Source organism: Sorangium sp. So ce321 (assembly GCF_051530195.1).
GTDB lineage: Bacteria > Myxococcota_A > Polyangia > Polyangiales > Polyangiaceae > Sorangium.
This window is the reverse complement of record NZ_CP150329.1, coordinates 681,209-707,399: the sequence shown is the minus strand read 5'-3', so window position 1 is coordinate 707,399 and position 26,191 is coordinate 681,209. Positions and strand designations below refer to the sequence as shown.

The window sequence follows — 26,191 nt, the reverse complement described above, 5'->3', positions numbered from 1 at the left end:
GGGGTTCCGCCTTCGCAGTTGAAAAGGGTCCGAGTGATGAGCCGAGTGGGAAGAGCGGGCCCGGAGAGCGGAAACGCCGCGAGAGCGGCGGATCAGGAGCTCACGCCCAGCGCCGCCCCGACAACCCCCTCGAGCAGGCCCCCTCGCGCCGCGCCGCACGCCCCCACGGAGGGCTCTGGCGCCGCGCAGGACACGATGTTCGTCTGCGTCGACCCGCCCTCCTCGCGCGCGCCGAGCCGGTTTCCGATCCGCGACTGGGATCGGTATGAGTGCCTGTCGCTCGTCGGGAAAGGGGGAATGGGCACGGTCTACAAGGCCAGGGATCCCCGGCTCCAGCGGTACGTCGCGATCAAGCTCATCCGGGGCAACGACCCGGAGCTCGCCCAGCGCTTCATCTGGGAGGCGCGGGCCCAGGCCCGGGTCGAGCACCCGAACATCTGCAAGGTGTACGAGGTCGGCGAGGCGCAGGGGCAGCCGTTCATCGCCATGCAGTACATCGACGGCCAGCCGCTCCACCGCGTGGCGCCGCAGATGTCGCTCGAGCAGCGGGTGAAGATCGTGGCCGACGTGGCCGACGGACTCCACGCCGCCCACCGGCTCGGGCTGATCCACCGCGACATCAAGCCGGCGAACATCCTGGTCGAGCGCACGGCCGACGGCGCGTTTCGCCCCTACCTCCTCGATTTCGGGCTCGCGCGGGACATCGCTTCCGACGGCCGGGCGACGATGAGCGATGAAGGGACTCCCGCCTACATGGCGCCCGAGCAGGTGTCCGGGGGCCAGCGCCAGCTCGACCGCCGCACGGACGTCTACTGCCTCGGCTCGACGCTTTACGAGATCCTCTCCGGGCGCCCGCCGTTCGTCGATCCGTCGGTGACGAGCCTCATCTGGCGGGTGGTGAACGAGCTGCCCGTGCCGGTGCGCCAGGCCGACAAGGGGATCCCTGTCGATCTGGAGACCATCGTGATGAAGTGCCTCGAGAAGGAGCCTCAGCGGCGGTACGACTCCGCGAAGATGCTCGCCCTCGATCTCGGGCGCTACCTCGAGGGCGAGCCGATCGACGCGCGGCCCCCGAGCCTCGTTTACCGCGCGCTGAAGCGGGCGCGGAAGCACCGGCTCGCGCTCGCGGCGGGCGCCGCGGCGCTCGTCGTGCTGTCGCTCTCGGGCGCCGTCGCCCTCCGCGCGAAGCTCGCCGCCGCGCGCCAGGCCGAGCTCTCGGCGCACGTGGCGTCCCTGGCCGAGGGCTTCGGCCAGGACGTCAAGGAGATGGAGCTGTTCATGCGCTACGCGTACGCGCTCCCCCTCCACGAGGTGTCGCGGGAAAAGGAGGTCATCCGCGCGCGCATGGGCGAGATCGACCGGAAGATGCAGGCCATGCGCGGGACCGCGGGCGACCTCGTCGAGGGCCCCGGCCACTACGCGCTCGGGCGCGGGTACCTCGCGCTGCACGAGCCCGAGGAGGCCCTCACGCACCTCGAGGCGGCGCTCGGGAGCGGGTACGCCGCGCGGGAGGCGAAGTTCGCGGCGGGGCTCGCGCACGGGATGCTCTACCGGAAGGGGCTCGACCGGGCGATGCGCCTCGCCGACAGGGGGGAGCGGTCCGCGCGGCAGATCGAGCTGGAGGAGCGGCACAAGGCCCCGGCGATCAAGTACCTGCGGGACAGCGTGAGGTCGACCGCGGCGCCGTCGGCGTACACCGCGGCGCTCATGGAGCTCTACGAGGGGCGCTTCGACGAGGCGCTCGGCGACGCGCGGCGGGCGTTCGCGCGGTCGCCCTGGGAGTACGAGGCGAAGAAGCTGGAGGGCGACGTCCTGTTCGCGAAGGGGACGGCCGCGCGCGACCTCGGGGACCACGCGGCGGCGCTCGCAGAGTTCCGGGCCGCCATCACCTCGTACGAGGCCGCGGCGCAGATGGGCGAGAGCGATCCCGAGGTCCACGAGGCGGCCGCGAGCGCCATGAGCGAGGTCATGCTGATCGAGGCCCAGCGCGGCGGCGACGTGGCGCAGCTCTTCGAGCAGATCATCGACCGCTGCGACAGGGCGCTCCGCGCCAACCCGCGCGCGAGCGGCGCCCACGCGAAGCGGGCGTGGGCCCACGTGCACCGGGCCAGGCGGGACCTGTCGAGGGGCTCGGACCCGAGGCCGGACCTCACGCAGGCGATCGCGTCCAGCGAGCAGGCGATCCAGGGGGATCCGTCGGACGCGACCGCGCACGGCTCGATGGGGGCGAGCTACTTCGTCATCGCGTCCTACGAGAGCACCCTGGGGCTCGACGTGAGGAGCTCGCTCGAGCGCGCGATCGAGAGCATGCAGCGGTCGCTCGCCCTGGACCCGAACTCCTTCTGGGCGTGGAACGACACCGGCATCGCCTTCGGCATGATGGCCGACTACAGCGCGTCCCACGGCGCCGATCCCCTGCACCTCTTCGAGCTCAGCGCGTCGCACATCGAGCGGGCGATCGAGATCGCCCCGAACGACGCGCCGCCGCGGCTCAACCAGGGCTGGTTCCACGCGCGGCGGGCGCAGCACGAGCTCGACCACGGGGCGTCGCCCGAGGAGTCGCTCGAGGTGGCCAAGGACAACCTCGAGGCGGCGCTCCGGCTGCGGGCGGACGCTTACCAGTCCTACAACAACCTGGCCCTGACGTACCTGATCCAGGGCCGGTACGAGCGGCTCACCGGCAGGAGCCCGGAGGTGTCGCTCGCGCGGTCGCTCGACGGCTACACCGCGGCGGCGCGCCTGAACCCCGAGGATCTCGAGGCGCAGCAGGGGACGGGCCTCGCGCTCGCCGAGGCGGCAGCGTGGGCGATCGATCGCGGCGAGGATCCGACCGGCACGCTGCGCGCGGCGCGGGGCTCGATCGAGCGCATCGTGGACGCGAACCCTCGCAACGCCGAGGCGCTCCTCGCGCTCGGGGGCATCGACCTGCTCTCGGCGCGGTGGGCGACGTCCCGGGGGAGGAGCCCGTGGGTGCCCCTCGACGCCGCGGAGCGGTCGCTGCTCCGCGCGGTCGAGGCGAACGACGGCAACGCGAGGATCTACGGCGCCCTGGCCGAGGTCCACCGGCTGCGCGCCGTCTTCGTCGGGCCGGGGGTCGTCGACGTGCGCGCGGAGGTCGAGGCGGGGCTCGCGCTGGTCGACCGCGCGCTGACCATCGACCCGGTCTTCCCTGCGGCGATCGCCGAGCAGGGCGCGCTGCTCTTGCTGAAGGCGAGGGTGGAGCGCGAGCCGTCGCAGCGCCTGGTCCTCGCCCGCCGCGCCGCGACCGCGCTGGAGCGGGCGCTCCGCGACGCCCCGCTGCTCGCGCGCGAGCACGCCCCGCACCTCGACGAGGCGACAAAGCTCGCGGAGCCCGGCGCCCCCCCGCCGCCGCAGCCCTCCTCCCCCCCCGCCCCGTAGCGGCGCTCGCCCGCACAGGAGACGGGTCCAGCTCGGCGTTTTCGGCGCACAGGCGCACTCCAGTGCGCCGAGCACCGAAAACGCCGAGATGGGCCCGTATCCGAAGCGGGCGAGTGCCGCTGGCGAGTGCCGCTACCGGCGGCGAGGGCGGAGCCTTGAGAGCGCCTCGTCGTGGGCCCACTTGACGCGCATGAACTCGCCGGCGTCGCCGCCGCGATCGGGGTGCGTGACGAGCGCGAGCCGGCGGAACGCCTGGCGGATCTCGTCTGCGCCGGCGGCCTCCGGCAGGCCGAGCACCGCGTACGGCGACGCGCCGCGCGCGGAGGCCGGCCGCGACGGAGCGCGCCGCGACTGCCCTGGGGAGGGCGGCTGCGGCGCCTCGCGGCGCGCGCGCGGCCTCGGCCAGGGGGGCTCGCCGCGCAGGACGCGCGTCCAGGCCGTCGCCCACGCCGGCTCGATCTCGACGAGCGGGCGTCCGGCGGCGCGCTCGGCCTGCGCCCTCGCCTCCTCCACGGTCCGCGCGCCGCCCTGGCTCGCGTCCGGAGGGCGGAACGGCTCGCGCGCCGGCTCGGCCGTCCACCAGGCGGCCCACAGGAAGCGGCGGCGGCGCGTCGGCGTGACGGCGTAGACGCCGCGGAGCGGGAGCGTCATCGGGGGCGGGCCTTCAGAAGATCTCGGGGCACCACGGGGCGCGCGCGGCGCGGAACAGGCCGTCGGCGCGCTCGACGGCGCCCTCGGAGAGCGCCTCGACCTGCCCGGCGTCGGCCAGCTGCTGGAAGGAGACGCCGCCGAGGTACGCCGAGCCGAGCGCCACGATGTCGAGGCGGAGGTCCGGCGCCGCCGTGGTCCGCGCCGCGCGCCGCTCGCCCCCGTGCAGCTGGAAGCGGCCGGCGTTCCAGGGGCAGTCGCGGTCGGCGATCTCGAGGGTGAGCGGCTCGCCGCTGCCGTAGGCGCGCGCGGCGAGCGCGGCCTCGACGTCCACGATGCGCACCCACAGCCCGTCGCCCGCCGTGAGGCGCAGGCGCCGCGGCTCGACGAGCAGCAGGCCGAGCGGGTGATCCGGCGGCATGAGGTTCGCCTCGATCCGCTGCGCCAGGTCGAGGTTGAAGAGGTACCGCCAGATGAGCCTGGTGCCGAGCGGCGTCGCGCCGATCGCCTCGATCACGCGGACCGAGCCGACCGGGATGTTGGACACGTCCCAGCGGTGGTGCAGGCAGTACAGCGCGTACGCCTCGGCGCGCCCGTCGACCTCGATCACCACGCGCTGGAGCGGGCCGCCGCCCTGGCGGGTGAAGTCGTTGTCGATCAGCCGGCGGACCTCCCACCACACCTTCGAGCGCGCCAGCATCCCGGGGAAGAGCGGGCGGGCGCGCTCCCAGACGGGCGCGAAGGCCTCGAGCGCCTCCGCCTCCCCGAGCAGCCGCGCGCGGCCCTCCGCGGCCGCCTCCCCGCGGAACGCGGTGCGGTCCCGCTCGATCGAGATGGAGCACGCGCGGGACGCGAGGCCGTAGCCGAAGCGGCCGTAGATGGAGCCCTCGGTGGCCCAGAGCGAGGAGATCGGGCACCCTTCGGCCCGCGCGTCCTCGAGGTGCCGGCGGATGAGGGTCGTGAGGATGCCGCGGCGGCGGTGCGTCGGCATCACCGCGACCGCCGTGAGCCCGGCGGCAGGGACGGCGCCGCCGGGCGTGGTCATCGTCAGCGAGAACGAGCCGGCGGCCCCGACGATCGACTCGCCGTCGTAGGCGCCGACGCGCGACGTGAGCTCCGGGAGGCGCATCGTGCCCTCGAGGCGCTCGGGGTCCACGACGGCGCCGAACGCGGTGAGGATGGGACGGCTGAACTCGCGCTGCTGATCGGCGGTCAACTGCCTGAGCTCGATGTGCATGCGGCGAACATAGCAAAGAGGGCTCGCGAGGGAGGGGGCGACCTCGGCGACGCGAGCCTCGTACGCCCGCGCCCGACAGCCCCGCTATGCGCTCAGCCGCTCCCGCTCGCGCGCCGCCGCCCGCCGGACGCGCGTCTTCAGCCACGCCTCGATGAGGGGCCACACCGTGAGCGGCGCGTCCCGCCCGACGACGATGTCGAGGTGGCCGCGCGGGAACTCGCGGTACGTCCGGTCCGAAGATCGGCTGAAGTCGTACGCCGGCTTCACGGAGGCCGGCGGCGCGAGGTCGTCGAACGTGCCGGCGAGGACGAGGAGCGGCAAGTCCAGGGCCTCGAAGCGCTCGGCGTAACCGAAGAGGCTCCCCATGTGGTGCCCGCTCTTCCGCGACGCCGCCGCGTCCAGGAACATGTTCCGGAGCACCGTGATGCTGCCGCTGTCCATCGCCAGCGACATGTGCTGCGTCAGCACCCGCGTCTCCATCGAGCCGGGGACGAACCCGCGGATCGGCAGCGGAAAGATCGGGCTCTCGACGAACGCGCGCACGAACCGGAACGGCTCCCCCCACGCCGAGAGCGCCAGCGCGCCCTGCCCGAGCGGGACCCGGCGGTCGAGCGTCAGCATCAGCCGGCCGATCAGCGCGAGCGCGCGCGAGCCGTGCGTGAACAGGTAGGGGCTCCCGAGCGTGACGATCCCGCCCACCGCGTCGCCCATCGTCGGCGCGGTCGCGTAGCTGATGAGACCCCCGAGCGAGTGCCCGATGAGGTACACCGGCCGCGGGCCCGAGATGCGCCGGACCTCCTCGATCGCGGCCGGCAGGTCCTCGCGGACGAAATCGGTCACGTGCCCCGGCCGCCGCGCCCCGAGGTGCCGCGACCGCCCGTGCCCCCGCAGATCCAGGTTGAAGACGTCGAAGCCCGCCCGCGCCAGGTAGTTCGAGAAGCTGCGCGACGGCAGGTGCCAGATGTACCGGTTCTGGCCGTACCCGTGGATCAGCAGCACGCTCGCCGCCGTGCTCCGCAGCCGCGCGCTCCGCTTGCGGATCATCGCGAGCGGCACGTCGTGGACCACCGACTCCCGGTCGACCCCCGGGTCCTCTCCCCCCGGCGCGCGCGCCCCCTCGATCCCACGGCTCGCCGGCGCGACCTCGGTCGCGGTGCTGCGGACCCGCACCACCACCAGCTCCTTGATGAACCTGTCCCGCTCATCGCGGTCGACCGTCTGCTCGACCAGAGACTGGTGGAGGATCATCCTTTCCGTCTATTGCGGATCATTTCGCTGTGCGCAACCTCGGTGCCGCCCGCTCCCGCGCAGGGAACGCCGGCGCCGTGGGGTCTCCGGCGCCAGGTCCCGCACCACCTCCCACGGTGCCCTCGAGCGGGCGCGCTCTGGCGCGCGGCGCGCGGCGTGCACTGGGCGTGCACTGGAGGCGTGCACCGGAGCAGAAAAAGCTCCACCGTGGGCGGCCCGCGGATGCCACACGGCGCTGCGTCTCGTGTACCCTCCCCCTCGGCTGGTGCCCGGTAACACAGGACGCGCGGAGGACCGGAGTCTCACCTCGGCGCGTCCGTCCCGCTTCCTTTCGAGGGGGTGCCCGAGTCCGGCCCTGACCTTACGCATCGCTAGGTGACCTACAATGTACCACTTCAAGATGGGTCGGCAGCTCGCGGTCGGGGTGCATGCCAAGGCCGCCGCGCTCGCCGCTCTGCTCGGCGCCGTGTGCTTCGCGCCGAGCGCGCACGCGCAGTCGGAGGACGGCTCCGACAGCAACCTGGACGACTCCCTCGCTTCCGAGAAGCAGGCCGCGGACGAGAAGGAGCAGGGCGACAAGACGTCCGCCGAGAAGGACAAGCTGCCGGAGGCCGCGCCCGAGGAGGCGCCGTCCGACAACTCCCCGCTCGAGAAGGACGGCAAGGCCTACAAGTTCATCGGGATGCGCTTCCGGAACGTCATCGTCCCGAAGGCCATGATCAACCTCTTCGCCGACGGCGGCGCGGCGGTGAACGTCTTCACGTTCGGCCCGGAGTTCTCCACGCGCAAGAACGGGCTCGAGCTCGATCTGGCGCTTTCGTACGCCGACTACTCGATGGATCCCTTCCTCTTCAAGGGGAAGAACGACGACCAGTTCGCCTGGGAGATGGTGTCGAGCGACATGAAGCTCGTCTATTTCACGAGCGACCTGCTGTTCGAGATCCCGCTCGACGAGGAGAAGGGCCGCTTCTCGCTCCTCGTCGGCGGCGGCGTCGGGATCGGCGTCGTCTTCGGCAACCTCTACCGCGCGCAGGCGTACCCGAACACCGCGGGGTCGGCCCCGTCCCCGGACGACGTCGGCTCCTGGAGCAAATGCTCCGGCGCGGGCAGCGCCTACTGCGACGCCTCCAACAACCATTACGGCAACTACGACGAGCCGAGCTGGGTCAACGGGGGCGCGAAGCCGTCCGTGTTCCCGTGGGTGTCGTTCCCGCAGGTGAGCTTCCGGTACAAGCCGATCAAGCAGCTGCAGACGCGGCTCGACGCCGGCCTCTCGATCACGGGGATCTTCTTCGGGCTGTCCGCGGGGTATGGCCTCTGATCGAGGGATGACGTGACGCCGCCTCCGCTGTTCCCCCCGCGCTATGAGCCGATCGGGACGCTCGGAAAGGGCGGCGGCGGCGAGGTGTGGTCGGTCCGCGACCGGATCACCGGCAAGACGGTCGCGCTGAAGACGCTCGGCGAGGACGCGGACGAGCCGGAGGTGCTCGCGCTCGTCCGCGAGGCGGCGGCGCTGTCGGGCGTCGAGGGCCTCGGCGTGCCGCGCGTGCTGCGCTTCGGCCGGCTGTCGGGGTCGGGGCGGCCCTTCATGGTGCGCGAGCTCGTCGACGGGACGAGCCTCGCCGATCTGCTCGCCCGGCGGGGCGACCTGGCCAGGAACCTCGCGGCCGTCGCCGACGCGGCCGATCAGCTCACGCGCCTGCACCGCGCCCTCCTGCTGCACGGCGACGTGAAGCCCGCGAACATCATCGTCGGCGACGGCGGCCGCGCCACGCTCGTCGACCTCGGCCTCGCCGCGCCGTTCCGGGACGGCGGCGCGCGGCCCCTCGGCCTCACGCCCCGCTACGCGGCGCCGGAGCTCTTCAAGGGCGATCCGCTCACCGTCCGCGCCGAGGTGTTCGCGCTCGGCGCGACGATCGCCGAGGCCCTGCGCGACAGCGAGGGCGAGCGCGATCCGAAGGTCGTCGACGCGCTCCAGGCGGTGGTCGACCGGGCGACCGCCAAGGACCCGAACGCGCGCTACCCGAGCGCGGACGAGCTCGCGAACGCGCTCCGGCGCGCCGCGCGGCTCCCGTGCGGGCCGCACGAGGAGGCCGCGCGGTCCGAGGCCGACGCGGGCGCGCGGCCCGACGCGGGCGCGGACGCGGTGGTCTGGCCGATCGTCGGGCTGGACGCGCCGTCCACGCGGCTGCTCGCGCAGATCATGGGCCTGCCCGCGGGCGGCGGGCTCTCGATCGAGGGGCCCCCCGGGTCAGGGCGGAGCGCGCTGCTCCGGCGCATCGCGTGGTCGCTCGAGGTCGGCGGGTACGGGGTCGCGTGGGTCGAGGCGGCCAGCGTCGCCGACCCGCGCGAGGCGCTCGCGATCGAGCTGTCCGGGCACGACCCCGGCCGGGTGACGGCGCTCATCGACGACGCCGACCGGCTCGGCGACGCGGTGCTCGAGCGGCTCGACGAGGTGCGGAAGGCCGGCGGCAAGCTCGTGCTCGTGCTCGGGGCGCAGCCGGCGAGCGGGGCGCCGAACACGCAGGGCGCCACGGCGACCGCGGTGACCCCCGCGCGCGCCGCGCTCGCCGGCCGCGGGTTCGAGCGCTTCGAGATGGCGCCGCTCGACGAGCAGGTCGCCCGCGAGCTCGTGCAGCGCACCATCCCGTCGCTGAGCGACGCGGTGGCCGCGCACGTCGTCGCGCGCGCGGGGCGGTGGCCGGGCCGCATCCGGGACATCGTCGCGCGCATCGCGCGCGCGCCCGTCGCGTCGACCGAGGACGTCGACCGGCTGCTCGACGCGCCCCCCGCCTCCGGGGCGGCGGCGTCCGGGCCGGGCGGCGCGGGCGCGGACGGGTCGGCGCCGCCGGCCGCGGAGATCCACCGGCTGCTCGACCGCGGCCACTTCGACGCGGCGGCGGAGGCGCTCAGCCGGTACCAGGGCGACAGCTCGCCCGCCGTCGTGATCGCGCGCGCGCGGCTCGCCATGAACCGCGGCGACGCGGCGCGCGCGCTCGCCGAGCTCCAGCGCGTGAAGGACGCGGTCGAGGCCTCGGGCGACCACGGGCTGGGGGCGTTCTGGTCGCTGCAGATGGCCCGGGCGCTCGTCCGCGTCGGCGACTACGGCGAGGCGGAGCGCCGCGCGGGCGAGGCCGTGGAGCGGGTGGGCCCGATCAAGCTCGAGGCGGAGCTCGCCGGCGGCGTGCGCTCGCAGCTCGCGCCGGTCGCCGCGTTCGGCGCCTCGCCCGAGGCGATCGCCGCCGAGGCGGTCGCGACGCGCGGGCTCGCGCAGAGCTTCGCCTCGCGGCACGAGGAGGCGAAGCGCACGCTCGAGCACGCGGTCCGGCTCGCGCGGCTCACGGGCGAGCCGCGGATCCTGTCGGTCGCGCTCGTGTCGCTCGCCTTCGCGCTCCAGCGCGACGATCGCCTCAGCGAGGCGAAGGCCGTCTACGAGGAGGCGCTCACCGCGGCGGAGCAGGCCGGCGACGCGGGCACGCTCGCGACGACGCGCCTGAACCTGGCCGCGCTCACGAAGCTGCAGGGCGACCTCGGCGCGGCCATCCGCCACCTCGAGGCCGCCGTCGACCTCGGCCGGCGCTCGGGCCGCGTGGCGACGATCCGCCAGGCGCTGCTCAACCTCGCGAACCTCGACCTCTACCTCGGGCGGCTCGCGCGCGCGCGGGTGTCGCTCGACGCGCTCGCCGCCCACCGCGCGGACCTCGCGCCGCAGCAGCACGCGCAGCTGCTCGCGCTCGAGGCGGAGCACGCGGCGCGCTCCGGCGACCTCGAGCAGGCCGAGCGGCTCTGCCTGGAGTGCGCCGAGGCGTACGAGGCGATGGGCCGGCGGGTCGACGGGGTCGAGGCGCGGCTCGAGCGCGTGCTCTTCGCCGTGGCGCGCGCCGGCGCGGACCCGCGCGTGCTCGGCGAGGAGATCGACGTGGCCGCCGAGCGCCTCGGGACCACCGGGGCGCACCGCGCGCTGCTCGCGCTCGCGCGCGGGCGCGTCGCGGCGCTCGCGCGCGACGAGCGGCAGGCCCGGGCCGCGTACGACGAGGCGCTCGACGCCGCGCGCGCGGCGGGCCAGCGCGACTGGATCTGGCGCGCGCTGGAGGCGCGGGCGCAGCTCGAGGCCGAGCGGGGGCACGTCATCCGGGCGCGCCACGACCGCGAGGAGGCGCTGATCACGCTGGAGGAGATCGCCTCGAAGCTGCCGCGCGACCTGCGGGAGGTCTTCTGGAACGACGCGCGCCGCAAGGAGATCCGGGCGGCCGCGATGCTCGAGCTGATGAGCGGCCGCACGGTGCCGTTCACGCAGGGCGCGGCGACCCCTCCCGGCGAGGACCGGCTGGCGCGGGTGCTCGAGATCAACCGGGAGATCGCGGGAGAGCACGACCTCACGCGCCTGCTCGCGAAGGTGACCGACCACGCCATCGCGCTCCTCCAGGCGGAGCGCGGCTTCATCATCCTGCAGCGGCCGCCGCGAGACGAGCCGCCGCCCGCCGCGGGCGAGGTCGCGGTCGACCTCTCGATCCACGCCTCGCGCGATCAGGCCGGGGACGACCCGCACGCGCGGTTCTCCAGCTCGATCGCCGAGCGGGTGATCTCCACCGGCGAGCCGGTCGTGACCGCGAGCGCGCGGGACGACGCGCGGATGAGCGACTACGTCTCGGTCCACCAGCTCATGCTGCAGTCGGTCGCCTGCGTGCCGATCCGGCAGCGGAGCGGGCAGGTGATCGGCGCCCTCTACCTGGAGACGCGCCTGAGCGCGGCGGCGAAGTTCGAGGCCGAGCTCCCCACGCTGACGGCGCTGGCCGACCAGGTGGCGATCGCGATCGAGACGGCGCGCCTCGTCAGCGAGAACGAGCGCCGCGCCCGCGAGCTCGAGCGGGCCAACGAGGAGCTGCGCGCCGCGCGCGCCAAGCTGGAGGAGCTGCTCGGCCACAGGACGGCGCAGCTCGCCGCGACGCGGCGGGATCTGCGCTCGGCGCGCGCGGTGATCCGCGGCCATTTCGGCTACGAGGGGCTGGTCGGCACGAGCGAGGCGATGCGCCGCGTGTACGCGCTGATCGACCGGGTGAAGGACACCGACATCCCGATCCTCATCACCGGCGAGAGCGGGACGGGCAAGGAGGTCGTCGCGCGGACGATCCACAACGCGAGCCCGCGGGCGAAGAAGCCGTTCACCGGCATCAACTGCGGCGCGATCCCGGAGCACCTCCTGGAGAGCGAGCTGTTCGGGCACGTCCGCGGCGCGTTCACGGGCGCCGACCGCGACCGCAAGGGGCTCTTCCGCGAGGTGACGGGCGGGACCGTCCTGCTCGACGAGATCGGGGAGATGCCGCAGAAGATGCAGGCGGGGCTGCTCCGGGTGCTGCAGGAGAAGGTGGTCCGCCCGGTCGGCGGGGCGCGCGAGGAGCCGGTCGACGCGCGGGTCATCGCGGCGACGCACCGGGACCTCGCCGACATGGTCTCGCGCGGCACGTTCCGCGAGGACCTCTACTACCGCCTCCACGTCGTCGAGGTGCGGGTCCCGTCGCTGCGGCAGCGGATCGAGGACATCCCGCTGCTCATCGACTACTTCCTCGGGATCTTCGCCGCGCGGTACGGCCGCGATCGCCGCAGCGTCTCCCGCGCCGCGCTGAAGCGGCTGTCGGCCTACAGCTGGCCCGGCAACGTGCGGCAGCTCGAGAACGTGCTGCTCAACGCGTGGGTCCTCTCGGACCGCCCCGAGCTGGAGAGCGACGACTTCGAGCTGCCCGACGCGGCGCCGCGGTCGCTGCGCAGCCCCGAGGCGGCGCCGGCGCCGCGCGCGCCCGCGAGCAGCGGGGCGCCCGCGAGCGCCGGCCGGGTCGCTCCGCCGCCGCCGAGCGATCCGCGCGTCGAGACGTCGCTCGACGCGCACAGGGCGAGCGAGCGAGAGCGGATCCTCGTCGCGCTCTCGAGCTGTAACTGGAACCGGGTGAAGGCGGCGCAGATCGTGGGCCTGCCGCGCCGGACGTTCTACCGGCGGCTCAAGGAATACGGGATCCAGTGAGCGATCACCGCCGCGCGCGGTGCGCGGTGCGCCGGCCGGCGGCGCGCGGGGAGGCGGGGCGGTGGACCGCTGGAAACCTCGGAGATTTCAGTAATTTACCGCTGCACAGAGCGCGCGCTGAGCGCGCGTCGAGGCGCGCTCGGGCCGAGCCGGGGCGCCTTGACCGTGGATCCCCTTTGCGCGAGCATCGCAGAGAAGGGCTCTTCCCGGGCCCTGCTCCTCACGGCTCGTTCCCGGCGGGGTCGGTAAGAGGGGCGAAGAGGGCGCGGCCCTTCGGGTGGTCCGTCGCGATCCTCCAGAGCGACCGCCTGTCGTGCCGGGACGACGCCAGCGGTCGCGGGGAGCGGTCGAATGGCGAATCGACGAGCGAACAAGAAGCTGCGCGCGCAGGTCCTCGCGCGCATGAGCGAGACCGGGGAGAGCTACCAGAAGGCGCTCGGCCATGTCCTGGCCACGGGCGGCGCGCCGGCCGCTGCGCGCGCGCCGGCCGCTGCGCGCGCGCCGGCCGGCGGCGCTGAGCGCGCCGGGGCGCGCGCCCGGCGGCCGTCCGTGCGCGAGGCGGCGCCCGCCTCGCCCCTCGCCCTGTACCAACGGGCCGTGGCGCTCCTCGCGGTCGCCGATCAGGCGCGCCGGCTGGACGGCGAGCCGTCGAGCGCGGCGATCCACGCGGAAGCGCTGGCGACGTTCGTCGTCTACTGGCGCGCGAGCGAGAGAGCCGCGGGCACGTCGCTCATGCCAGGCGGCGACGCGTCGAGCGCCCTGCGGGCCGGAGCCGACCTCGTGGAGCGCGCCAGGGCGATGACCCGGCGGTGGTGGCGCGGGCACCCGGCGAGCGCGCTCCCGGCCGCGGCGCTCCCGGGCAGGAGCAAGCGCTGACCGCCGCGCTCCCGCGGCCTCGCGCGCGCCGCCTGGCCGGCCGCTCTCGCTGCGGTCTTGCCGGGCTGCGCGCCGCCAGGCAGGCTTCCGCCGTGTGGAGCGGGCGCGCCATCTCGGTCGCGCCGCCGCGCCACGCGCACAGGACCCCGTGAGCGACCGTTCGAACCTCGCCGCCTCCGTCGACGGCGCGCCCCTCTCCGAGGAGGAGGCGCGCGATCTCTGGACGCGGTTCAGCCGGCACATGGATGAGCACCGCGGCGACATGGCCGGCTTCGCGCGCGAGAACGGCTACGTCAGCGTGACGCCGACGTTCGAGCACGGGCGAGCGCTGCTCGTCGTCCGGACGACGGAAGCGCCGCCGGAGAAGCCCGCCCCGCGCCCCGGCGCCGACAGGCCCGCCCCGCGCGCCAACGGCAAGCCCGCCCCGCGCGCCAACGGCAAGCCGGCCCCGCGCGGCGGCGCGCCTGCGCGCGGCAAGCGGCGGCGCTGAGCGCGCCGCCCGCGTCGGAGCCGATCACCGGCGCGTGGCGGCCCGGCGCGAGGAGGATGAAGGTGCTGACGAGCTGCGGCGTCAGTACCGCTCTCGCTCGTAGCGCTTCGGGGTGCTCGGCACCCTGGAGTCGCGCGTGGCGCCCTCCTCCTGGCTCGCCGTGATCCGCCCGGAGAGGACCGCCTCCGCCAGCTCGCGACACTCGGGGCTCGTCGCGCGATCGGCGCGCGCGAGCGACTGCTCCGCCGCGGAGCGCGCCTCGGCCGCGCGCCCCGCCAGCGCGTGGAGCCGGGCGATCTCGGCGAGGAGGGCGGAGAGCTCCGGGGCGTTGCCCGCGACCTCCAGCAGCCGCTTCGCGCCGAGGTACAGCGCCAGCGCCGCGCCGAGATCCCCCTGGATGCGCGCGAGGTCGCCGCGCGCCCGCAGCACGCCGGCCTGGCCGGCGCCGTCCTCGAGCACCTCGAACAGGGCGAGCGCCTGATCGTAGTCCGAGAGCGCGTCCTCCAGGTCCGACGCGTCGGCGGCGGCGACGCTCACGAGCTCCGCGACCAGCTCGAACTGCGCGCGGCGGAGGTCGCCGCGCGCCTTGAGCGTCGCGGCCTGGCCGCGGCGCTCGAAGCCGGAGCGGAACAGCGCGAGCGCGCGGTCGTAGTCGCGCACCGCGTCCACGAGGTCCTCCTGCTGCGAGCGCAGGTCCCCCCGCGCCTTGAGCACGGCGGCCTGGCCCAGGAGATCGCGCGTCGTCGTGTACAGCTCGAGCGCCTGATCGTAGTCCCGCTCGGCGCCCGCGAGGTCCCCCTGCCGGGTCCGGAGGTCGCCGCGCGCCTTGAGCACGCTGGCGTGCCCGAGGTGGTCCTCGGTGGCCTGGTAGAGCGTGAGCGCCCAGTCGTAGTCGCGCGCGGCGCCCGTCACGTTGTCCTGGCCGAGGCGCATGTCGCCGCGCGCCTTGAGCACGCTGGCCTGCCCGCTCCGGTCGCCCGCGCCCTGGAACAGCGCGAGCGCGGTGCTGTAGTCGCGCGCGGCGCCGGGGAGGTTGCGGAGGCGGACGCGCAGATCGCCGCGCGACTTGAGCGCCCGCCCGTGCGAGGCGCCGTGCGGGCGCGCGCGCGGCTGCTCCAGGGTGCCCGGGCCGTCGGAGTCGGCGGGCGCCTTGCGCGCGTCGGCGCGGGGCTTGAGCGGCTCGCGATCGCCGAGCTGCAGGAAGAGCTGGATCGCCAGATCGTAGTCGCAGACAGCGCCGCCGAGATCGCCCTCCTCGGCGCGCGCGAAGCCGCGCGCCCGCAGCGCGTCCCCCTCCCCCGCGCGGTCGCCCGCGGCCTGGAACAGCGCGAGCGCCTCGTCGTAGTCGCGCACCGCCTGGACCGGGACGCCCTCCCGCAGGCGCAGCGCGCCGCGGTCCATGAGCACCTGCGCCTGGCCGAGCGGGTCGCCCGCGGCCCGGAACAGCGCGAGCGCCTCGTCGTAGTCGCGCGCGGCGCTCGCGCAGTCGTTCCGCCGGAGCAGCATGTTGCCGCGCTCGCGCAGCGCGTGGCCGCGCGCCTCGGGCACGGTGCCCTCGAGGCTCGGCGGCGCGGCGCTCGAGCGTGGCCCCCGCATCGCGCTCTCCCCGAGCGCCTCGGCCATCGAGCCGCTCTTCGGCGCGCAACGATCGGTCACGCTCTCGAAAGACCGCTGGGTGGGGGGATCTGCATCCCCCCCCTTCGGCTCGTACTGGGCGTCGGCGCGGCTGCGCATGGAATAGGGACCATCATACCGCGGCGGCGCCCCCCTCGTGGAGACATTGCGCCGCCGCGGGCGCGTTCGGCGTCGTTCTGTGTACGTTCTGCGCGTGTTCTGCGCGTGTTCTGCGTGCAGTGTTCCCCGATGTTTCCGAGGTTCCCGACCGCTGACGTTGCCGACGTCCGGCGAGGGGCCCGCCGCTTTTGTCGGGGTCGGCGCGGCGCTCGCCCCCGACCGACCGGGGCGCTGCGCGCCTGGCAGCCTCCTTCGAGGCCGCGCGCCGCCGCGGTTCGCTCCCTCACCGCGAGCGCTCGCGGTTCGCTCCCTCACCGCGAGCGCGCCTCGCCCGCCGCTCAGCCCTGCCTCGTCCGCACCCACCGCGGCTCGCGCCGCCTGGGTCCGGCGGCCGGGGGTCAGAAGCCCTTGCGCGAGACGAGCACCGCGTCGCGCTCGACCTCGTGCATCGACTGCGTCACGAGCGCCGCCGCCGTGCGCTCGCGGACGTGCACGACGCGCAGCTCGGCGTAGGTCTCGTCGGGCAGCAGCTCCTCGTCCACGCCGAACTTCGGCGTGTCGACCTGCGCCGGCCGCTCGTCCTGCACCTTCGGCCTGAGCGTCGCCAGCTTGCCGGCGCCGCCGAGCTGCTGCACCCACCTGTCGCCGCGCCGGACCGCGAAGAAGCGCTGCCCCGGCTTCACGCCATCCTTCTCGCCCTTGTCGATGAACACCACCTGGTGCTGCCCGAAGAGCTGGTAGGGGTAGATGGCCGCGATGATGCGCGCCTCCAGGTCCTGCTCGGCGCTCGCCGGCGGCACCACGTCGAAGCGGCGCACCACCGAGCCGACCCTGTCGCCGCGCTCGACCACGTCGAGCGACTCGACGAGCCGCGCGCGCACCATGTGCGTCTTCGGGTTGTAGCGGTCCACGCGCGCCGTGCCGCGCACGGTCACGAGCTCGCCCCGCACGTCCCCGCTCTTCACCTTCTTGATCTCGCGGAAGATCGTGAGCTCCTGGCCGATCGCGACGTCATGATCGTCCGCGAGGCGGAGGTAGACGTCGTCGCCCTCGCTGAGGAGCATCTGGTCCTCGGGGCTGGCGACGAGCTCGCCCCACGTGTCCTTCTTCACGTCGTCGACCCAGCCGAGGTCGCGCAGGAAGAGCGTCTTCGGCACCACCCGCCCCCCTCGCCTCGCGGCGTTCGAGCCGATATTGCCGCGGGTCGGCCCCTCGTTCGGGTCGCGGAGCTTGATCCGGTCGCCCGGGTAGATCCAGTGCGGGTTCTGGAGCTGCGGGTTGAGCGACCAGACCTGCGGCCACGCGTAGGGGTTCGTGTAGTACCTGCCCGAGATGTCCCAGAGCGTGTCGCCGCGCCGCACCGAGTGCGACTCGGGCACGAACTGCCCCTCGACGACGTAGCTGCCGTTCGCGCCGCCCCGCACCGACGTGGGGCCCTCGCTGCGGCGGCCGAGATCGAAGCCGTCCGACGGGCGCGACGTGTCCGTCGTGCCCCGCGAGCTCGACGGCAGGTGGGCGTTCGGATCGAACCCCGGCTGCGGGTAGCCCGGCACCACGACCTGCGTCTCGACGGTCGGCTCGGCCTGCGGGAGCTGGACCACGGTGACGCCCGGGCCCTGGCCGGCGCCCTCCTCGCCGCCCTGATCCTGGGCGAGCGCCAGCGGCGGCGCCGCGGCGAGCGCCAGGGAGACCGGGACCAGCGTTGCCTTCACGGGGAACTTCATCGCTTGCGCCTCGACAGGGTGGAGGGGGGCGGGCTCGGCGGCGGCGCTCCGCCCCGGGGATCGTCGATCACGACGCCGTTCGCCGTCGAGCGGAGCACCGGGGACCGCGCGGCGTCGTCTTCTGCCGCCTCCGGCGCGAGCCGCACCACCTCGAGGTCAGGCCGGTCCGGCTCCTCCGGGGACGCAGCGCGGGCCTCGGTCGCCGCGGGGCGCTCCGCGCCGCGGGGGCCGCCGCGCGAGAGCTCCAGCGAGCCCACCCGGTCCGCGAGCACCGCGTTCTCCGCGCGCACCCGGACGAGCTCCGCGCGCAGCTCGGAGAGCTGCTGATCGATCACGTCCCGCCCCCCGCCGCACCCGGCGGCGAGCGCGGCGAGCGACAGCCCCATCGAGCAGATGCCCAGGCGTATCGTCATGCAGCGCCCAGCCTACCTGCCGCGGCGCCGGCCGGCCAAACGCGCGGCGATCTCCGCGCCGCGGCGCGCGCCTCGACGCCGGGCCCCCGGCGGGAGGCGCCGCGCGCGGCCCGGCGCGACGGCGCGCGTTACGGAGCGCGCGCAGTTCTGCTAGGGTCCCGCCCCGGGCTCTGCCTGCGAGGGGTGAACGTGCGGAAACTCTTTCTGATTTTCCTTGTCGGGACGGCGTGCGCCGGCGCCGCGTGCGGCGATGACGGCACGGAGCCCGCGCCGAGCGCGTGCTTCGATTACAGCAAGTTCGACGGCGCGACCCCCGAGGTGAGCTTCACGACCGACGTCCTCCCGGTCTTCCAGCGGTCGTGCTCGTTCAGCTCGACCTGCCACGGCGCCGAGGCCGGCTCGGCCGGCTTCGCGTACCTCGGCCCGGGGCTGAGCGAGCAGGCCACGCCGGCGCAGGTGGACGCGATCGTGGCCCAGAACGTCGGCGCTCCGTCGAGGGCCTCGTCCGGGATGCAGCGGATCACGGCCGGCGACCCCGCGAACAGCTTCCTCATGCACAAGCTCGACGGCACCCTGAGCTGCGGGGACCTGGAGTGCGCCGCCGACAGCTGCGGGGACCCGATGCCCTACGGCGGCGAGCCGCTGCCCGTGGCGGAGCGGGACGCGATCCGCAGGTGGATCCAGCAAGGGGCCAAGGTCAATTGATCGGCCGGCTGTCCGGCCACGTCGTCGAAGAGGGCGACGAGGGCACCGTCGTGCTCGACGTCAGCGGTGTCGGGTACGAGGTGACGGTCCCGCTCGGCGCCCTGGGCCGCGCGCGCGGCATCGCCGCCCCGACCGGCTCCGACGCGATCACCCTGTTCGTCCACACCCACGTGCGCGAGGACGCGCTCCTCCTCTACGGCTTCGCGACCCGCGAGGACCGGGCGGCCTTCCGCGTGCTCATCGGCGTCTCCAGCATCGGCCCGAAGATCGGGCTGGCCATCCTCAGCGCCCTCGGCGCGGCGGAGCTCGCCGCGGTCATCTCGCGCCGGGAGACGGCGCGCCTCACCGCCATCCCCGGGGTCGGCAAGAAGACCGCCGAGCGGCTCGTCCTCGAGCTGAAGGACAAGCTCATCAACCTCCCCTCGGTCCCGCTCTCCCCTGCCGCCCCGCCGCCCGCGGCCGCCGGCGCGAAGCAGGAGCTCCTGCACAGCGCGCTCACCCGCATGGGCTACCGGCCGGCCGAGGCCGAGCGCGCGGTCAACGCCCTCGGCGCGCGCGTCGACACCGCCCCGCTCGGCGACCTCGTGCGCGACGCGCTCGCGCTGCTGTCCAAGTGAGCCGCCCCGCGTGGGCTGGCGCGGGATGGTCGACAGCGCCCCGGCGGACGGCCCGCGGCGCCCGACCGTGCACGGAAGAGCGACAGACAGTCGACAGAAGGCGGCCGCGGCGAATATGCTCCCGCCGCCGTTTGCCCTGAGACCCCGTCTGGTCGCTCGTTGTGAGGAGGCCTGGTGATCACCTGCCCGAAGTGCTCCAAGGAAAATCAGGACCATTACAAGTTCTGCCTCGGTTGCGGCGCCGAGCTGCCTCGCGACGTTTCGCCGAAGAAGTTCGCGGCGGGCACCCCGCCCCACGGCGTACCGGCGCTCTCGCGCTCCCCCAACTACGGCGATGAGCCGACCGCCATCGGCACCGGCGCCCAGAAGGGCCCCGGGCTCGCGTCCCCGCCGCGCGCGTCCCAGCCCCCGGCGCGCGCGTCCCAGCCCCCGGCGAACACGCCCGCGCCGCCGGCGCTCATCGACCCCGCGGCGTTCGTCGCCCCGGTCCGGGGAGAGGACACCGCCACGAGCCGCAAGGCGGCTGCAGCCGCGGCGCCCGCGGCCGCCCCGGCGGCGTCGGCCCCCGCGGCGGCGGCCGGCGCGGGCATCGTCGTCTGCCCGCAGTGCCAGGAGCCCAACCCGCCGACGAACAAGTTCTGCGCGCTCTGCGGCTTCAAGCTCCTCAAGCCGGCGAGCCCGTCGGTGCAGCCGCCCGCGCCGGTCGTGTCGACGTCCGGCGCCTCGAACGTCGTGCTGACGGCGCTCCGCGCCGACGGCACCGAGGCCGGCTCGTACACCCTGCCCATGAACCCCACGTCGATCGGGCGCGACAGCGGCGCGATCTTCGGCGGCGACAGCTACCTCTCCCCGCGCCACGCGACGTTCTCGATCAAGGGCGGGCGGCTCTTCGTCAAGGACGAGAGCTCGCTGAACGGCGTCTACCGCCGGCTGCGCAGGGACACGCCGGTGCAGCTCGATCACGGCGACGTCTTCCGCATCGGCCAGGAGATCATCCGCCTGGAGTCGCTCTCCCCCGCGCCCGCGACGCCCGACGGCGTCGAGCGGCTCGGCAGCCCCTCGAAGGGCTACGTCGCGCGGCTGGCCCTGATCATCGGCCGGGACGCGACAGGCAACGCGTTCCCGGTCCCCGACACCGGCCTGCACCTCGGGCGCGAGCGCGGCGACATCCTCTTCCCCGAGGACGGCTACGTCTCCGGGCTCCACTGCCAGATCTCGCTCCAGGGCGGCCGGCTGTTCCTCACGGACCTGGGCAGCTCGAACGGCACCTTCCTCCGCGTCCTCGGCGAGACCGAGATCACGGGAGGCGACATCCTCCTCATGGGGCAGCAGCTGTTCCGCATCACCGTGTGACGGAGCGAGCCCCGAGCCCCGAGGACGCGACCGTCCCGCTCGCACAACCCGACGCCCCGTCGTACGCTGGGCATCCCTGAGACACCCGCCATGGAAATGGTCCGCACCATCCGCGTGGTCGCCGCCGTGATCGAGCAGGACGGCCGATACCTCATCACCCAGCGCCGCCCGACCGCCGTGCTGCCGCTGCTCTGGGAGTTCCCCGGGGGACGCGTGGAGGACACCGAGACCGACGCGGCCGCGCTGAAGCGCGAGGTCCGGCACCGGCTCGGCGTCGAGATCGAGGTGCGCCAGCTGATCTCGTTCGTGAGCCACCCGTACGAGCGCTACGTCGTCGACCTGTACCTCTACGAGTGCCACATCAAGAGCGGCGAGCTCGCCTCGCTGGCCGTGAACGCGTTCCGGTGGGTCACGAGCGCCGAGTTCGACCGCTACCCGTTCACGCCCGCGGACGAGGCCAGCATGAACAAGCTCCTCGGCATGGCGTGACGCGCCCGCGCCGCGCCCACGCCGGCCCGGCGCGCCGGCCCTTCATTCCCTGACACGCCCGCGCGCGCCAGCGCCGGCCCGGCGCGCCGCCCTCACGCGCGCGGCGAGCGCCGCAGCAGCGCGAGGAACAGCGGCCCGCCGAGGACCGCGGTCACCGCGCCGACGGGCGGCTCGGTGCCGAGCCACCGGAAGAGGAGCCGCGCGAGCAGGTCGCACGTCGTGAGCAGCACGGCGCCGGCGACGAGCGACAGCGGCAGGACCCGCCGCAGGTCCGCGCCGGCGAGCCGTCGGACCGCGTGCGGGACGATGAGCCCGACGAAGCCGATGAGGCCGGTGCGGCTGACGATCGCGCCGACGACGCACGAGGAAGCGAAGAAGATCCGGCGCTCCACGGCCCGCACGTCGACGCCCAGGGTCTCGGCCGACTCGTCGCCGAGCGAGAGCAGGTTCAGGCGCGCGGCGTTGGCGACGAGCACGGCGCAGCCCGCGACGACGTAGGCGGCGACGCCGAGGAGGGCCGAGGTCGTGGGCAGCTCGACGAAGCCGATGAGCCAGCGGAGCAGCTGCTGGGAGCGCGACGGGGAGACGACCGTCTTCAGGAAGGTGATGAGGCCGGACGCGATGGAGTTCACGATCACGCCGGCGAGGAGCATCGAGGCGCCGGAGGTGCCCTCGGCCGCGCCGCGGGCGATCGCGTAGACGAGCACCGTCGCGACGAGGCCGCCGGCGAGCGCCGCCGCGGGCAGGAGCGTCGCGCCGAGCACGGTCGACGCGCCGACGCCGAGCGCGATCGCGATCGCGGCGCCGAGCGCGGAGCCGCCGGAGACGCCGAGCACGTACGGCTCGGCCAGCGGGTTCTGGAGCAGCGCCTGGAAGGCGGCGCCCACGGCGGCGAGGCCGGCGCCGGAGATGGCCGCGAGGAGCACGCGCGGCAGGCGCACGTCGAGCAGGAGGGTGCGGTCGAGGCCGGGGCCCGCGAGGGCGCGCTCGACCGAGACGGGCTCGGCGCCGAGGAGGACGGCGGCGAGGAGCGCGAGGGCGAGCGCCGCCGGCGCCGCGGCGAGGGCGAGCGCGCGGGCAGATGCGTGTCGTTGAAGCGCGCGGCCGGCCTCGGGCGCCGTCAATCCTGGCCGCCCCCGCGCGCCGCCGGCGGCAGGGTGGCGGGCCCGCTGTTGCGCTCGGCGTTCCGCTCGTAGATGAGGCGCAGCCCGGTGAGCGTCAGGTCGTCGTCGACGACCTCGATGGTCTCGGTCTGTGGCGCGATGAGCCGCGCCAGGCCGCCGGTGGCGATGACGCGGCACGGGTAGCCGAGCTCCCGCCGGAGCCGGCCCACGAGCCCGTCGACGAGCCCCGCGTAGCCGTACACGATGCCCGACTGCATCGAGTGGACCGGGTTGCGGCCGACGACCCGGGGCGGGAGGGCGATCTCCACGCGGGAGAGCCGCGCGGCGCGGGAGAAGAGCGCCTCGGCGCTGATCTGGATGCCCGGCGCGATGACGCCGCCGAGGTACTCGCCCTTCGGGGTCACGCAGTCGAACGTCGTGGCCGTGCCGAAGTCGACGACGATGACGCCGCTGGCGGCGCTCTCGCCGCGGCCGGGCTCGGCGCCGCCCCGCGCCGCGCCGGGCTCGCTCCCCGGCGCGGCGTGGGGCGGGTCCGGGTGCCGCTTCATCCACTCGTGCGCCGCGACGGCGTTGACGATCCTGTCGGCGCCGACCTCGCGCGGGTTCTCGTAGAGGATCGACATGCCGGTCTTGATGCCCGGCCCGACGACGAGCGGCTCGATCCCGAACGCCCGCTCGACGAGCCCCACGATGGTGTCGGTCAGCGTCGGGACGACGCTCGCGATGACCGCGCTGTCGATGCGGTCGACCTCGACGCGGCGGAGGTCGAGCATCTGCCGGACGAGCACGGCGTACTCGTCGGCGGTGCGCGAGCGCGCGCTCTCGCAGCGCAGGTGGTGCCGCAGCGCCTCGCCCTCCAGCACCCCGAAGCTGATGTTGGTGTTCCCGACGTCGATGGCGAGCAACATGCTGGCTGGACTCTAGCGCCGCGCGGCCCGGATCCCGTCAGGATTCGTGGGCGCGGCGGGTGACCGGGTGGCGCTCGCCCTCAGAGCTTGCGCGCGAGGGTCACCCCGTCGCGCACGGTGAGCATGACCTTCTCGACCCGCCGATCCCGGACCACGAGGTCGTTGAAGGCGGCGAGCGCGCGGGCGTCCTCGGTCTCGGGGGCGAGGACCTCGCCGCTCCAGAGCGTGTTGTCGGCGACGATCAGCCCGCCGCGGCGGAGGCGCGGGAGCGCTTCCTCGTAATAGGTCGAATACCGCACCTTGTCGGCGTCGATGAACACGAGATCGAACGGCGGGCTCGCCGGCAGGGCGCGGATCGTGTCGAGGGCGTCGCCGACGGCGATACGGATCTTCTTGCCATGCGCGCTGCGGTCGAAGAACGACCGGGCGACGCGGGCCACCTCGGGGTCGAGGTCACACGTGATGAGCTCGCCGTCCGGCGGGAGCGCCTGGGCCATGCTGAGCGCCGAGTAGCCCGTGAACGTGCCGATCTCGAGCACCCGGCGCGCCTGCATGAGCGCGACGAGCACCCCGAGCAGGGTGCCTTCGATCCGGCCCACCTGCATTCCCGCCCTCGGGTCATGGGCCCGGGTGTACTCGCGCAGCTCGTCGAGGAGCGCGGGAGGCGGCTCCGTGTGGTCGTGGGCGTAGCGCTCGAGCTCTGGATGGGCGATAGGGGGCATGGGAGAGGCTACTCTTCGCGCCACGATAGCACCAGGCTCCGCACCCCGGCTTGAGCTGCCGCCGGCGTTCGAGGTAGCGTCCACCATGGCCTTTTCCTCCTGGAAAGCGTGCGCCGCGGCGGCGCTCCTCGCGGCGGCGTGCAGCTCGGAGCCGGGCGGCGGCTCGGGCGGCGCCGGCACCGGAGGCGCGGGGGGCACCGGAGGCGCGGGCGGCGCCGGGACGGGGGGGACGGGGGGCGCCGGAGGAGCGGGCGGCGCGGGCGGAGGGGCGAGCTCCACGACGAGCGGCGGCGGCGGGGCCGGGGGAGAGGCGGGCTACGCGTGCGCTTCGCTCGGCGATCCGTGCTCGACCTGCCTCTCGCTGCGGTGTCAGGACAGCTTCTGTGCGTGCCAGGAGAACCCGGAGTGCGCCGCGCTGGCCAACTGCTTTCTGATCTGCGCCGCGGGCGACGAGCCGTGCCAGCAGACGTGCTTGACCGCGCACGCGGCGGGCATCTCGGACAGCTTCCTCGAAGGTGGCTGTGCGTCCGATCTGTGCAGCGCGCAGTGCCCGTCGCGAGTCCCGCTGTCGGCGTGCGAGTCCTGCCGGTTCGCCGGGTGCGCGGCCGAGATGAACGCGTGCGTCGCCGACCCCTCGTGCAGGGCGCTGCTCGCGTGCGCCGACGCGTGCGAGGCGGGCGACGCGGGCTGCGCGGAGGAGTGCGCGATGCTGTACGAGGACGGCGCGCCGGCGGCGCAGGCGGTCTCCGACTGCCAGGGCGCGCAGTGCGGCGCGGCGTGCGAGGATCGGTAACGCAGCCCACCGCAGGGGTCGACGCCCCAGGCGAACGGGCATAGCATGCGCCCGTGCCTCTCCACGGCTTGCGCCAGATCGAGCGGAACCCGTACACGTCCGTCCATCACGATTCCGCTCAGCAGCTCGTTGTGCTCACGCGATCTTCGCTGCAGTACCCGAGCATCGAGGTGCTCGAGCAGAACTTCGACCGCATCGATCAGGTGATCGCGTTGATCTCGAAGCATCGCGCTGTCCTGCTCGTGGACGCCCGGGACGCACCGATGCGCAACGACGACCGGTTCGAGGGGGCATTTGCGCAGCGTCATGCGCGGCTGATGCAGGGCTTCAAGAAGACCGCTGTCATCCTGAAGAGCGCGATCGGGGTGCTCCAGGTCGGGCGTCTCTCGAGGGGCTATGTCAGGCCCGTGGCCACCTTCACGAAGCCCGAGGAAGCGCTGCTGCACCTCGGCGTGCAGGTCGACCTGAAGCAGCTCTCCAACCCGTAGGCAGCCGCGCGCGGCGCCGGGCTGCGCGTGCCAGAGCGCGGGGGGCGTGAAGACGAGGACCGCCAGGACCGCCAGGAACACCAGGAGAAGAATTTTACGAGGTCTCTTGATGTGCCTGGCGGTCGTCCTGGTTCCGGTCGGCGCGCGAGGCGCGATCGATCAGGGGGTCATGAGAGCGGTTTGCCGCCCGTGACGCCGAGGACCTCGCCGTTGATGTAGCTCGCCTCGTTCGAGGCCAGGAACACGAACGCCGGGGCGAGCTCGGCCGGCTGCGCCGGGCGCTGCATCGGGGAGTCCTTGCCGAAGGTGGCCACCTTCTCTTCCTGGAAAGACTGCTGGATGAGCGGCGTCCAGACCGGCCCGGGCGCCACCGTGTTCACCCGGATGCCGCGCTTGATGAGGTCCTGCGCCAGGCCCTTGCTGAACGTGACGATCGCGCCCTTGGTCGAGGCGTAATCGAGGATGTTCGGGCTCGGCTGGTACGCCTGGATCGACGCGACGTTGATGATCGAGCTGCCTTCCTTCATGTGCGGCAGCGCGTGACGGACCAGGTGGAACATGGCCACGATGTTGACGCGGAAGGTGCGCTCGACGCGCGCGGCGTCGATGTCCTCGAAGCGCTCGGCGGACTTGCCCTGCTCTGCAGCGTTGTTCACGAGGATGTCGATCCTCCCGAACTTGCGGGCCGTCTCCTCGATGACCTTGCGGCAATGGGCCTCGTCGGCCAGGTCGCCGGGGATCGTGATGACCTCGCGCCCCGCCTCCTTGACGGCCTGCGCGGTCTCCTTCGCGTCCTCGTGCTCGCTCAGATACGCGATCGCCACGTGGGCCCCTTCCCGGGCGAAGGCGAGCGCGACCGCGCGGCCGATCCCGCTGTCTCCGCCGGTGATCAGCGCGACGCGGTCCTTCAGCCGGCCGAGCCCCTTGTACGACGACGCGCCGTAGTCGGGCCTCGGATCCATCTTGGCCTCGATGCCGGGCCGGTCCTGGCTCTTGCCCTCGAAAGGCGGCTTCGGGCCCGCGTCCTTCGGATCCTGCGTCGGTCCAGTGTTCTGCATGCCTCCTCCTGGTGTTGTTCGGTGTGGGAGGCCGATCGCGCTCCCAGCGGGATCTGGCAATAAGAACGGCCCCACAGCCCCGCCATCGGTCCGCGCCTGCACTCCGGATCAGAGCGCCCCTGACGCTGGCGCGCGGCGAGCCGAGCGGT

At 74.3% G+C, this 26,191-nt stretch carries 21 protein-coding genes; 11 read left to right on the top strand and 10 right to left on the bottom strand.

The features are described from left to right. Positions 1-195 precede the first annotated feature (195 nt). The gene (locus WME89_RS02745; RefSeq protein ID WP_438007732.1) at positions 196-3,399 is read left to right on the top strand and encodes a protein kinase domain-containing protein; all 3,204 of its coding nucleotides are present in this window, start codon (positions 196-198) and stop codon (positions 3,397-3,399) included. A 132-nt stretch (positions 3,400-3,531) separates the two neighbouring features. Here WME89_RS02745 and WME89_RS02740 read toward each other — a convergent pair whose 3' ends face one another. From WME89_RS02740 to WME89_RS02730, 3 genes are all read right to left on the bottom strand, one after another. After that, the gene (locus WME89_RS02740; protein ID WP_438007731.1) at positions 3,532-4,050 is read right to left on the bottom strand and encodes a J domain-containing protein; all 519 of its coding nucleotides are present in this window, start codon (positions 4,048-4,050) and stop codon (positions 3,532-3,534) included. Positions 4,051-4,063: 13 nt separating this feature from the next. Next, entirely contained in the window at positions 4,064-5,284 is a 1,221-nt protein-coding gene (locus tag WME89_RS02735; RefSeq protein WP_438007730.1) for a GNAT family N-acetyltransferase, read from the bottom strand. 84 nt (positions 5,285-5,368) lie between these two features. Then, complete coding sequence (locus WME89_RS02730) at positions 5,369-6,532, bottom strand: alpha/beta hydrolase (protein WP_438007729.1); 1,164 nt, start codon at positions 6,530-6,532, stop codon at positions 5,369-5,371. Between the two features lie 385 nt (positions 6,533-6,917). On the opposite strand from WME89_RS02730, the gene WME89_RS02725 reads away from it, so the two are divergent. The 4 genes from WME89_RS02725 to WME89_RS02710 all read left to right on the top strand — a co-directional run bounded on the left by WME89_RS02725 (position 6,918) and on the right by WME89_RS02710 (position 13,914). Then, positions 6,918-7,853, top strand: coding sequence for a hypothetical protein (locus WME89_RS02725; RefSeq protein WP_438007728.1), 936 nt, complete (start codon positions 6,918-6,920; stop codon positions 7,851-7,853). Between the two features lie 12 nt (positions 7,854-7,865). Next, positions 7,866-12,548, top strand: a complete 4,683-nt coding sequence (locus WME89_RS02720) for a sigma 54-interacting transcriptional regulator (protein WP_438007727.1) — start codon at positions 7,866-7,868, stop codon at positions 12,546-12,548. Positions 12,549-12,899: 351 nt separating this feature from the next. Continuing rightward, a complete protein-coding gene (locus WME89_RS02715) occupies positions 12,900-13,424 on the top strand; it encodes a hypothetical protein (protein ID WP_438007726.1) in 525 nt (174 codons plus the stop codon). A gap of 148 nt (positions 13,425-13,572) precedes the next feature. Beyond that, entirely contained in the window at positions 13,573-13,914 is a 342-nt protein-coding gene (locus WME89_RS02710) for a hypothetical protein (RefSeq protein WP_438007725.1), read from the top strand. Between the two features lie 81 nt (positions 13,915-13,995). Here the strand turns inward: WME89_RS02710 and WME89_RS02705 are convergent, their stop codons facing one another. From WME89_RS02705 to WME89_RS02695, 3 genes are all read right to left on the bottom strand, one after another. After that, complete coding sequence (locus WME89_RS02705; RefSeq protein WP_438007724.1) at positions 13,996-15,648, bottom strand: tetratricopeptide repeat protein; 1,653 nt, start codon at positions 15,646-15,648, stop codon at positions 13,996-13,998. Positions 15,649-16,046: 398 nt separating this feature from the next. Next, positions 16,047-17,372, bottom strand: a complete 1,326-nt coding sequence (locus WME89_RS02700) for a LysM peptidoglycan-binding domain-containing protein (RefSeq protein ID WP_438007723.1) — start codon at positions 17,370-17,372, stop codon at positions 16,047-16,049. Then, on the bottom strand, positions 17,369-17,785 hold the full coding sequence (locus tag WME89_RS02695; protein WP_438007722.1) for a hypothetical protein: 417 nt from the start codon (positions 17,783-17,785) through the stop codon (positions 17,369-17,371). Before WME89_RS02695 ends, WME89_RS02700 begins: the two co-directional genes overlap by 4 nt. Before the next feature lie 189 nt (positions 17,786-17,974). On the opposite strand from WME89_RS02695, the gene WME89_RS02690 reads away from it, so the two are divergent. From WME89_RS02690 to WME89_RS02675, 4 genes are all read left to right on the top strand, one after another. Then, positions 17,975-18,490 (top strand): hypothetical protein, encoded by a 516-nt coding sequence (locus WME89_RS02690; RefSeq protein WP_438007721.1) that lies wholly within the window; start codon positions 17,975-17,977, stop codon positions 18,488-18,490. Next, positions 18,487-19,107, top strand: coding sequence for a Holliday junction branch migration protein RuvA (ruvA, locus tag WME89_RS02685; protein WP_438007720.1), 621 nt, complete (start codon positions 18,487-18,489; stop codon positions 19,105-19,107). The genes WME89_RS02690 and ruvA overlap by 4 nt, the downstream gene beginning before the upstream one ends. A gap of 174 nt (positions 19,108-19,281) precedes the next feature. Further along, positions 19,282-20,460 (top strand): FHA domain-containing protein, encoded by a 1,179-nt coding sequence (locus WME89_RS02680; RefSeq protein WP_438007719.1) that lies wholly within the window; start codon positions 19,282-19,284, stop codon positions 20,458-20,460. Between the two features lie 90 nt (positions 20,461-20,550). Continuing rightward, a complete protein-coding gene (locus WME89_RS02675) occupies positions 20,551-20,949 on the top strand; it encodes a (deoxy)nucleoside triphosphate pyrophosphohydrolase (protein WP_438007718.1) in 399 nt (132 codons plus the stop codon). Between the two features lie 92 nt (positions 20,950-21,041). Here WME89_RS02675 and WME89_RS02670 read toward each other — a convergent pair whose 3' ends face one another. From WME89_RS02670 to WME89_RS02660, 3 genes are all read right to left on the bottom strand, one after another. Beyond that, a complete protein-coding gene (locus tag WME89_RS02670) occupies positions 21,042-22,073 on the bottom strand; it encodes a FecCD family ABC transporter permease (protein WP_438007717.1) in 1,032 nt (343 codons plus the stop codon). Then, positions 22,070-22,981: a type III pantothenate kinase gene (locus WME89_RS02665; protein WP_438007716.1), complete on the bottom strand. Its 912-nt coding sequence runs from the start codon at positions 22,979-22,981 to the stop codon at positions 22,070-22,072. The genes WME89_RS02670 and WME89_RS02665 overlap by 4 nt, the downstream gene beginning before the upstream one ends. 80 nt (positions 22,982-23,061) lie before the next feature. Then, positions 23,062-23,703: an O-methyltransferase gene (locus WME89_RS02660; RefSeq protein ID WP_438007715.1), complete on the bottom strand. Its 642-nt coding sequence runs from the start codon at positions 23,701-23,703 to the stop codon at positions 23,062-23,064. 85 nt (positions 23,704-23,788) lie between these two features. Here WME89_RS02660 and WME89_RS02655 point away from each other — a divergent pair, with 85 nt between their 5' ends. Together WME89_RS02655 and WME89_RS02650 are read left to right on the top strand one after the other, a co-directional pair. Beyond that, a complete protein-coding gene (locus WME89_RS02655; protein ID WP_438007714.1) occupies positions 23,789-24,496 on the top strand; it encodes a hypothetical protein in 708 nt (235 codons plus the stop codon). A gap of 131 nt (positions 24,497-24,627) precedes the next feature. Continuing rightward, positions 24,628-24,984, top strand: a complete 357-nt coding sequence (locus tag WME89_RS02650; protein ID WP_438007713.1) for a hypothetical protein — start codon at positions 24,628-24,630, stop codon at positions 24,982-24,984. 167 nt (positions 24,985-25,151) lie between these two features. On the opposite strand, the gene WME89_RS02645 is transcribed toward WME89_RS02650, so the two are convergent. Beyond that, entirely contained in the window at positions 25,152-26,042 is an 891-nt protein-coding gene (locus tag WME89_RS02645; protein WP_438007712.1) for an SDR family oxidoreductase, read from the bottom strand. Between the last annotated feature and the right edge of the window lie 149 nt (positions 26,043-26,191).

What these genes read in the sequence shown, in the direction of transcription:
- WME89_RS02705 (WP_438007724.1), bottom strand. Translation starts at nt 15,648, where the DNA reads ATGCGCAGCCGCGCCGACGCCCAGTACGAGCCGAAGGGGGGGGATGCA.
- WME89_RS02655 (WP_438007714.1), top strand. Translation starts at nt 23,789, where the DNA reads ATGGCCTTTTCCTCCTGGAAAGCGTGCGCCGCGGCGGCGCTCCTCGCG.
- WME89_RS02730 (WP_438007729.1), bottom strand. Translation starts at nt 6,532, where the DNA reads ATGATCCTCCACCAGTCTCTGGTCGAGCAGACGGTCGACCGCGATGAG.
- WME89_RS02745 (WP_438007732.1), top strand. Translation starts at nt 196, where the DNA reads ATGTTCGTCTGCGTCGACCCGCCCTCCTCGCGCGCGCCGAGCCGGTTT.
- WME89_RS02645 (WP_438007712.1), bottom strand. Translation starts at nt 26,042, where the DNA reads ATGCAGAACACTGGACCGACGCAGGATCCGAAGGACGCGGGCCCGAAG.
- WME89_RS02675 (WP_438007718.1), top strand. Translation starts at nt 20,551, where the DNA reads ATGGAAATGGTCCGCACCATCCGCGTGGTCGCCGCCGTGATCGAGCAG.
- WME89_RS02735 (WP_438007730.1), bottom strand. Translation starts at nt 5,284, where the DNA reads ATGCACATCGAGCTCAGGCAGTTGACCGCCGATCAGCAGCGCGAGTTC.
- WME89_RS02700 (WP_438007723.1), bottom strand. Translation starts at nt 17,372, where the DNA reads ATGAAGTTCCCCGTGAAGGCAACGCTGGTCCCGGTCTCCCTGGCGCTC.
- WME89_RS02715 (WP_438007726.1), top strand. Translation starts at nt 12,900, where the DNA reads ATGGCGAATCGACGAGCGAACAAGAAGCTGCGCGCGCAGGTCCTCGCG.
- WME89_RS02660 (WP_438007715.1), bottom strand. Translation starts at nt 23,703, where the DNA reads ATGCCCCCTATCGCCCATCCAGAGCTCGAGCGCTACGCCCACGACCAC.
- WME89_RS02665 (WP_438007716.1), bottom strand. Translation starts at nt 22,981, where the DNA reads ATGTTGCTCGCCATCGACGTCGGGAACACCAACATCAGCTTCGGGGTG.
- WME89_RS02740 (WP_438007731.1), bottom strand. Translation starts at nt 4,050, where the DNA reads ATGACGCTCCCGCTCCGCGGCGTCTACGCCGTCACGCCGACGCGCCGC.
- WME89_RS02695 (WP_438007722.1), bottom strand. Translation starts at nt 17,785, where the DNA reads ATGACGATACGCCTGGGCATCTGCTCGATGGGGCTGTCGCTCGCCGCG.
- WME89_RS02725 (WP_438007728.1), top strand. Translation starts at nt 6,918, where the DNA reads ATGTACCACTTCAAGATGGGTCGGCAGCTCGCGGTCGGGGTGCATGCC.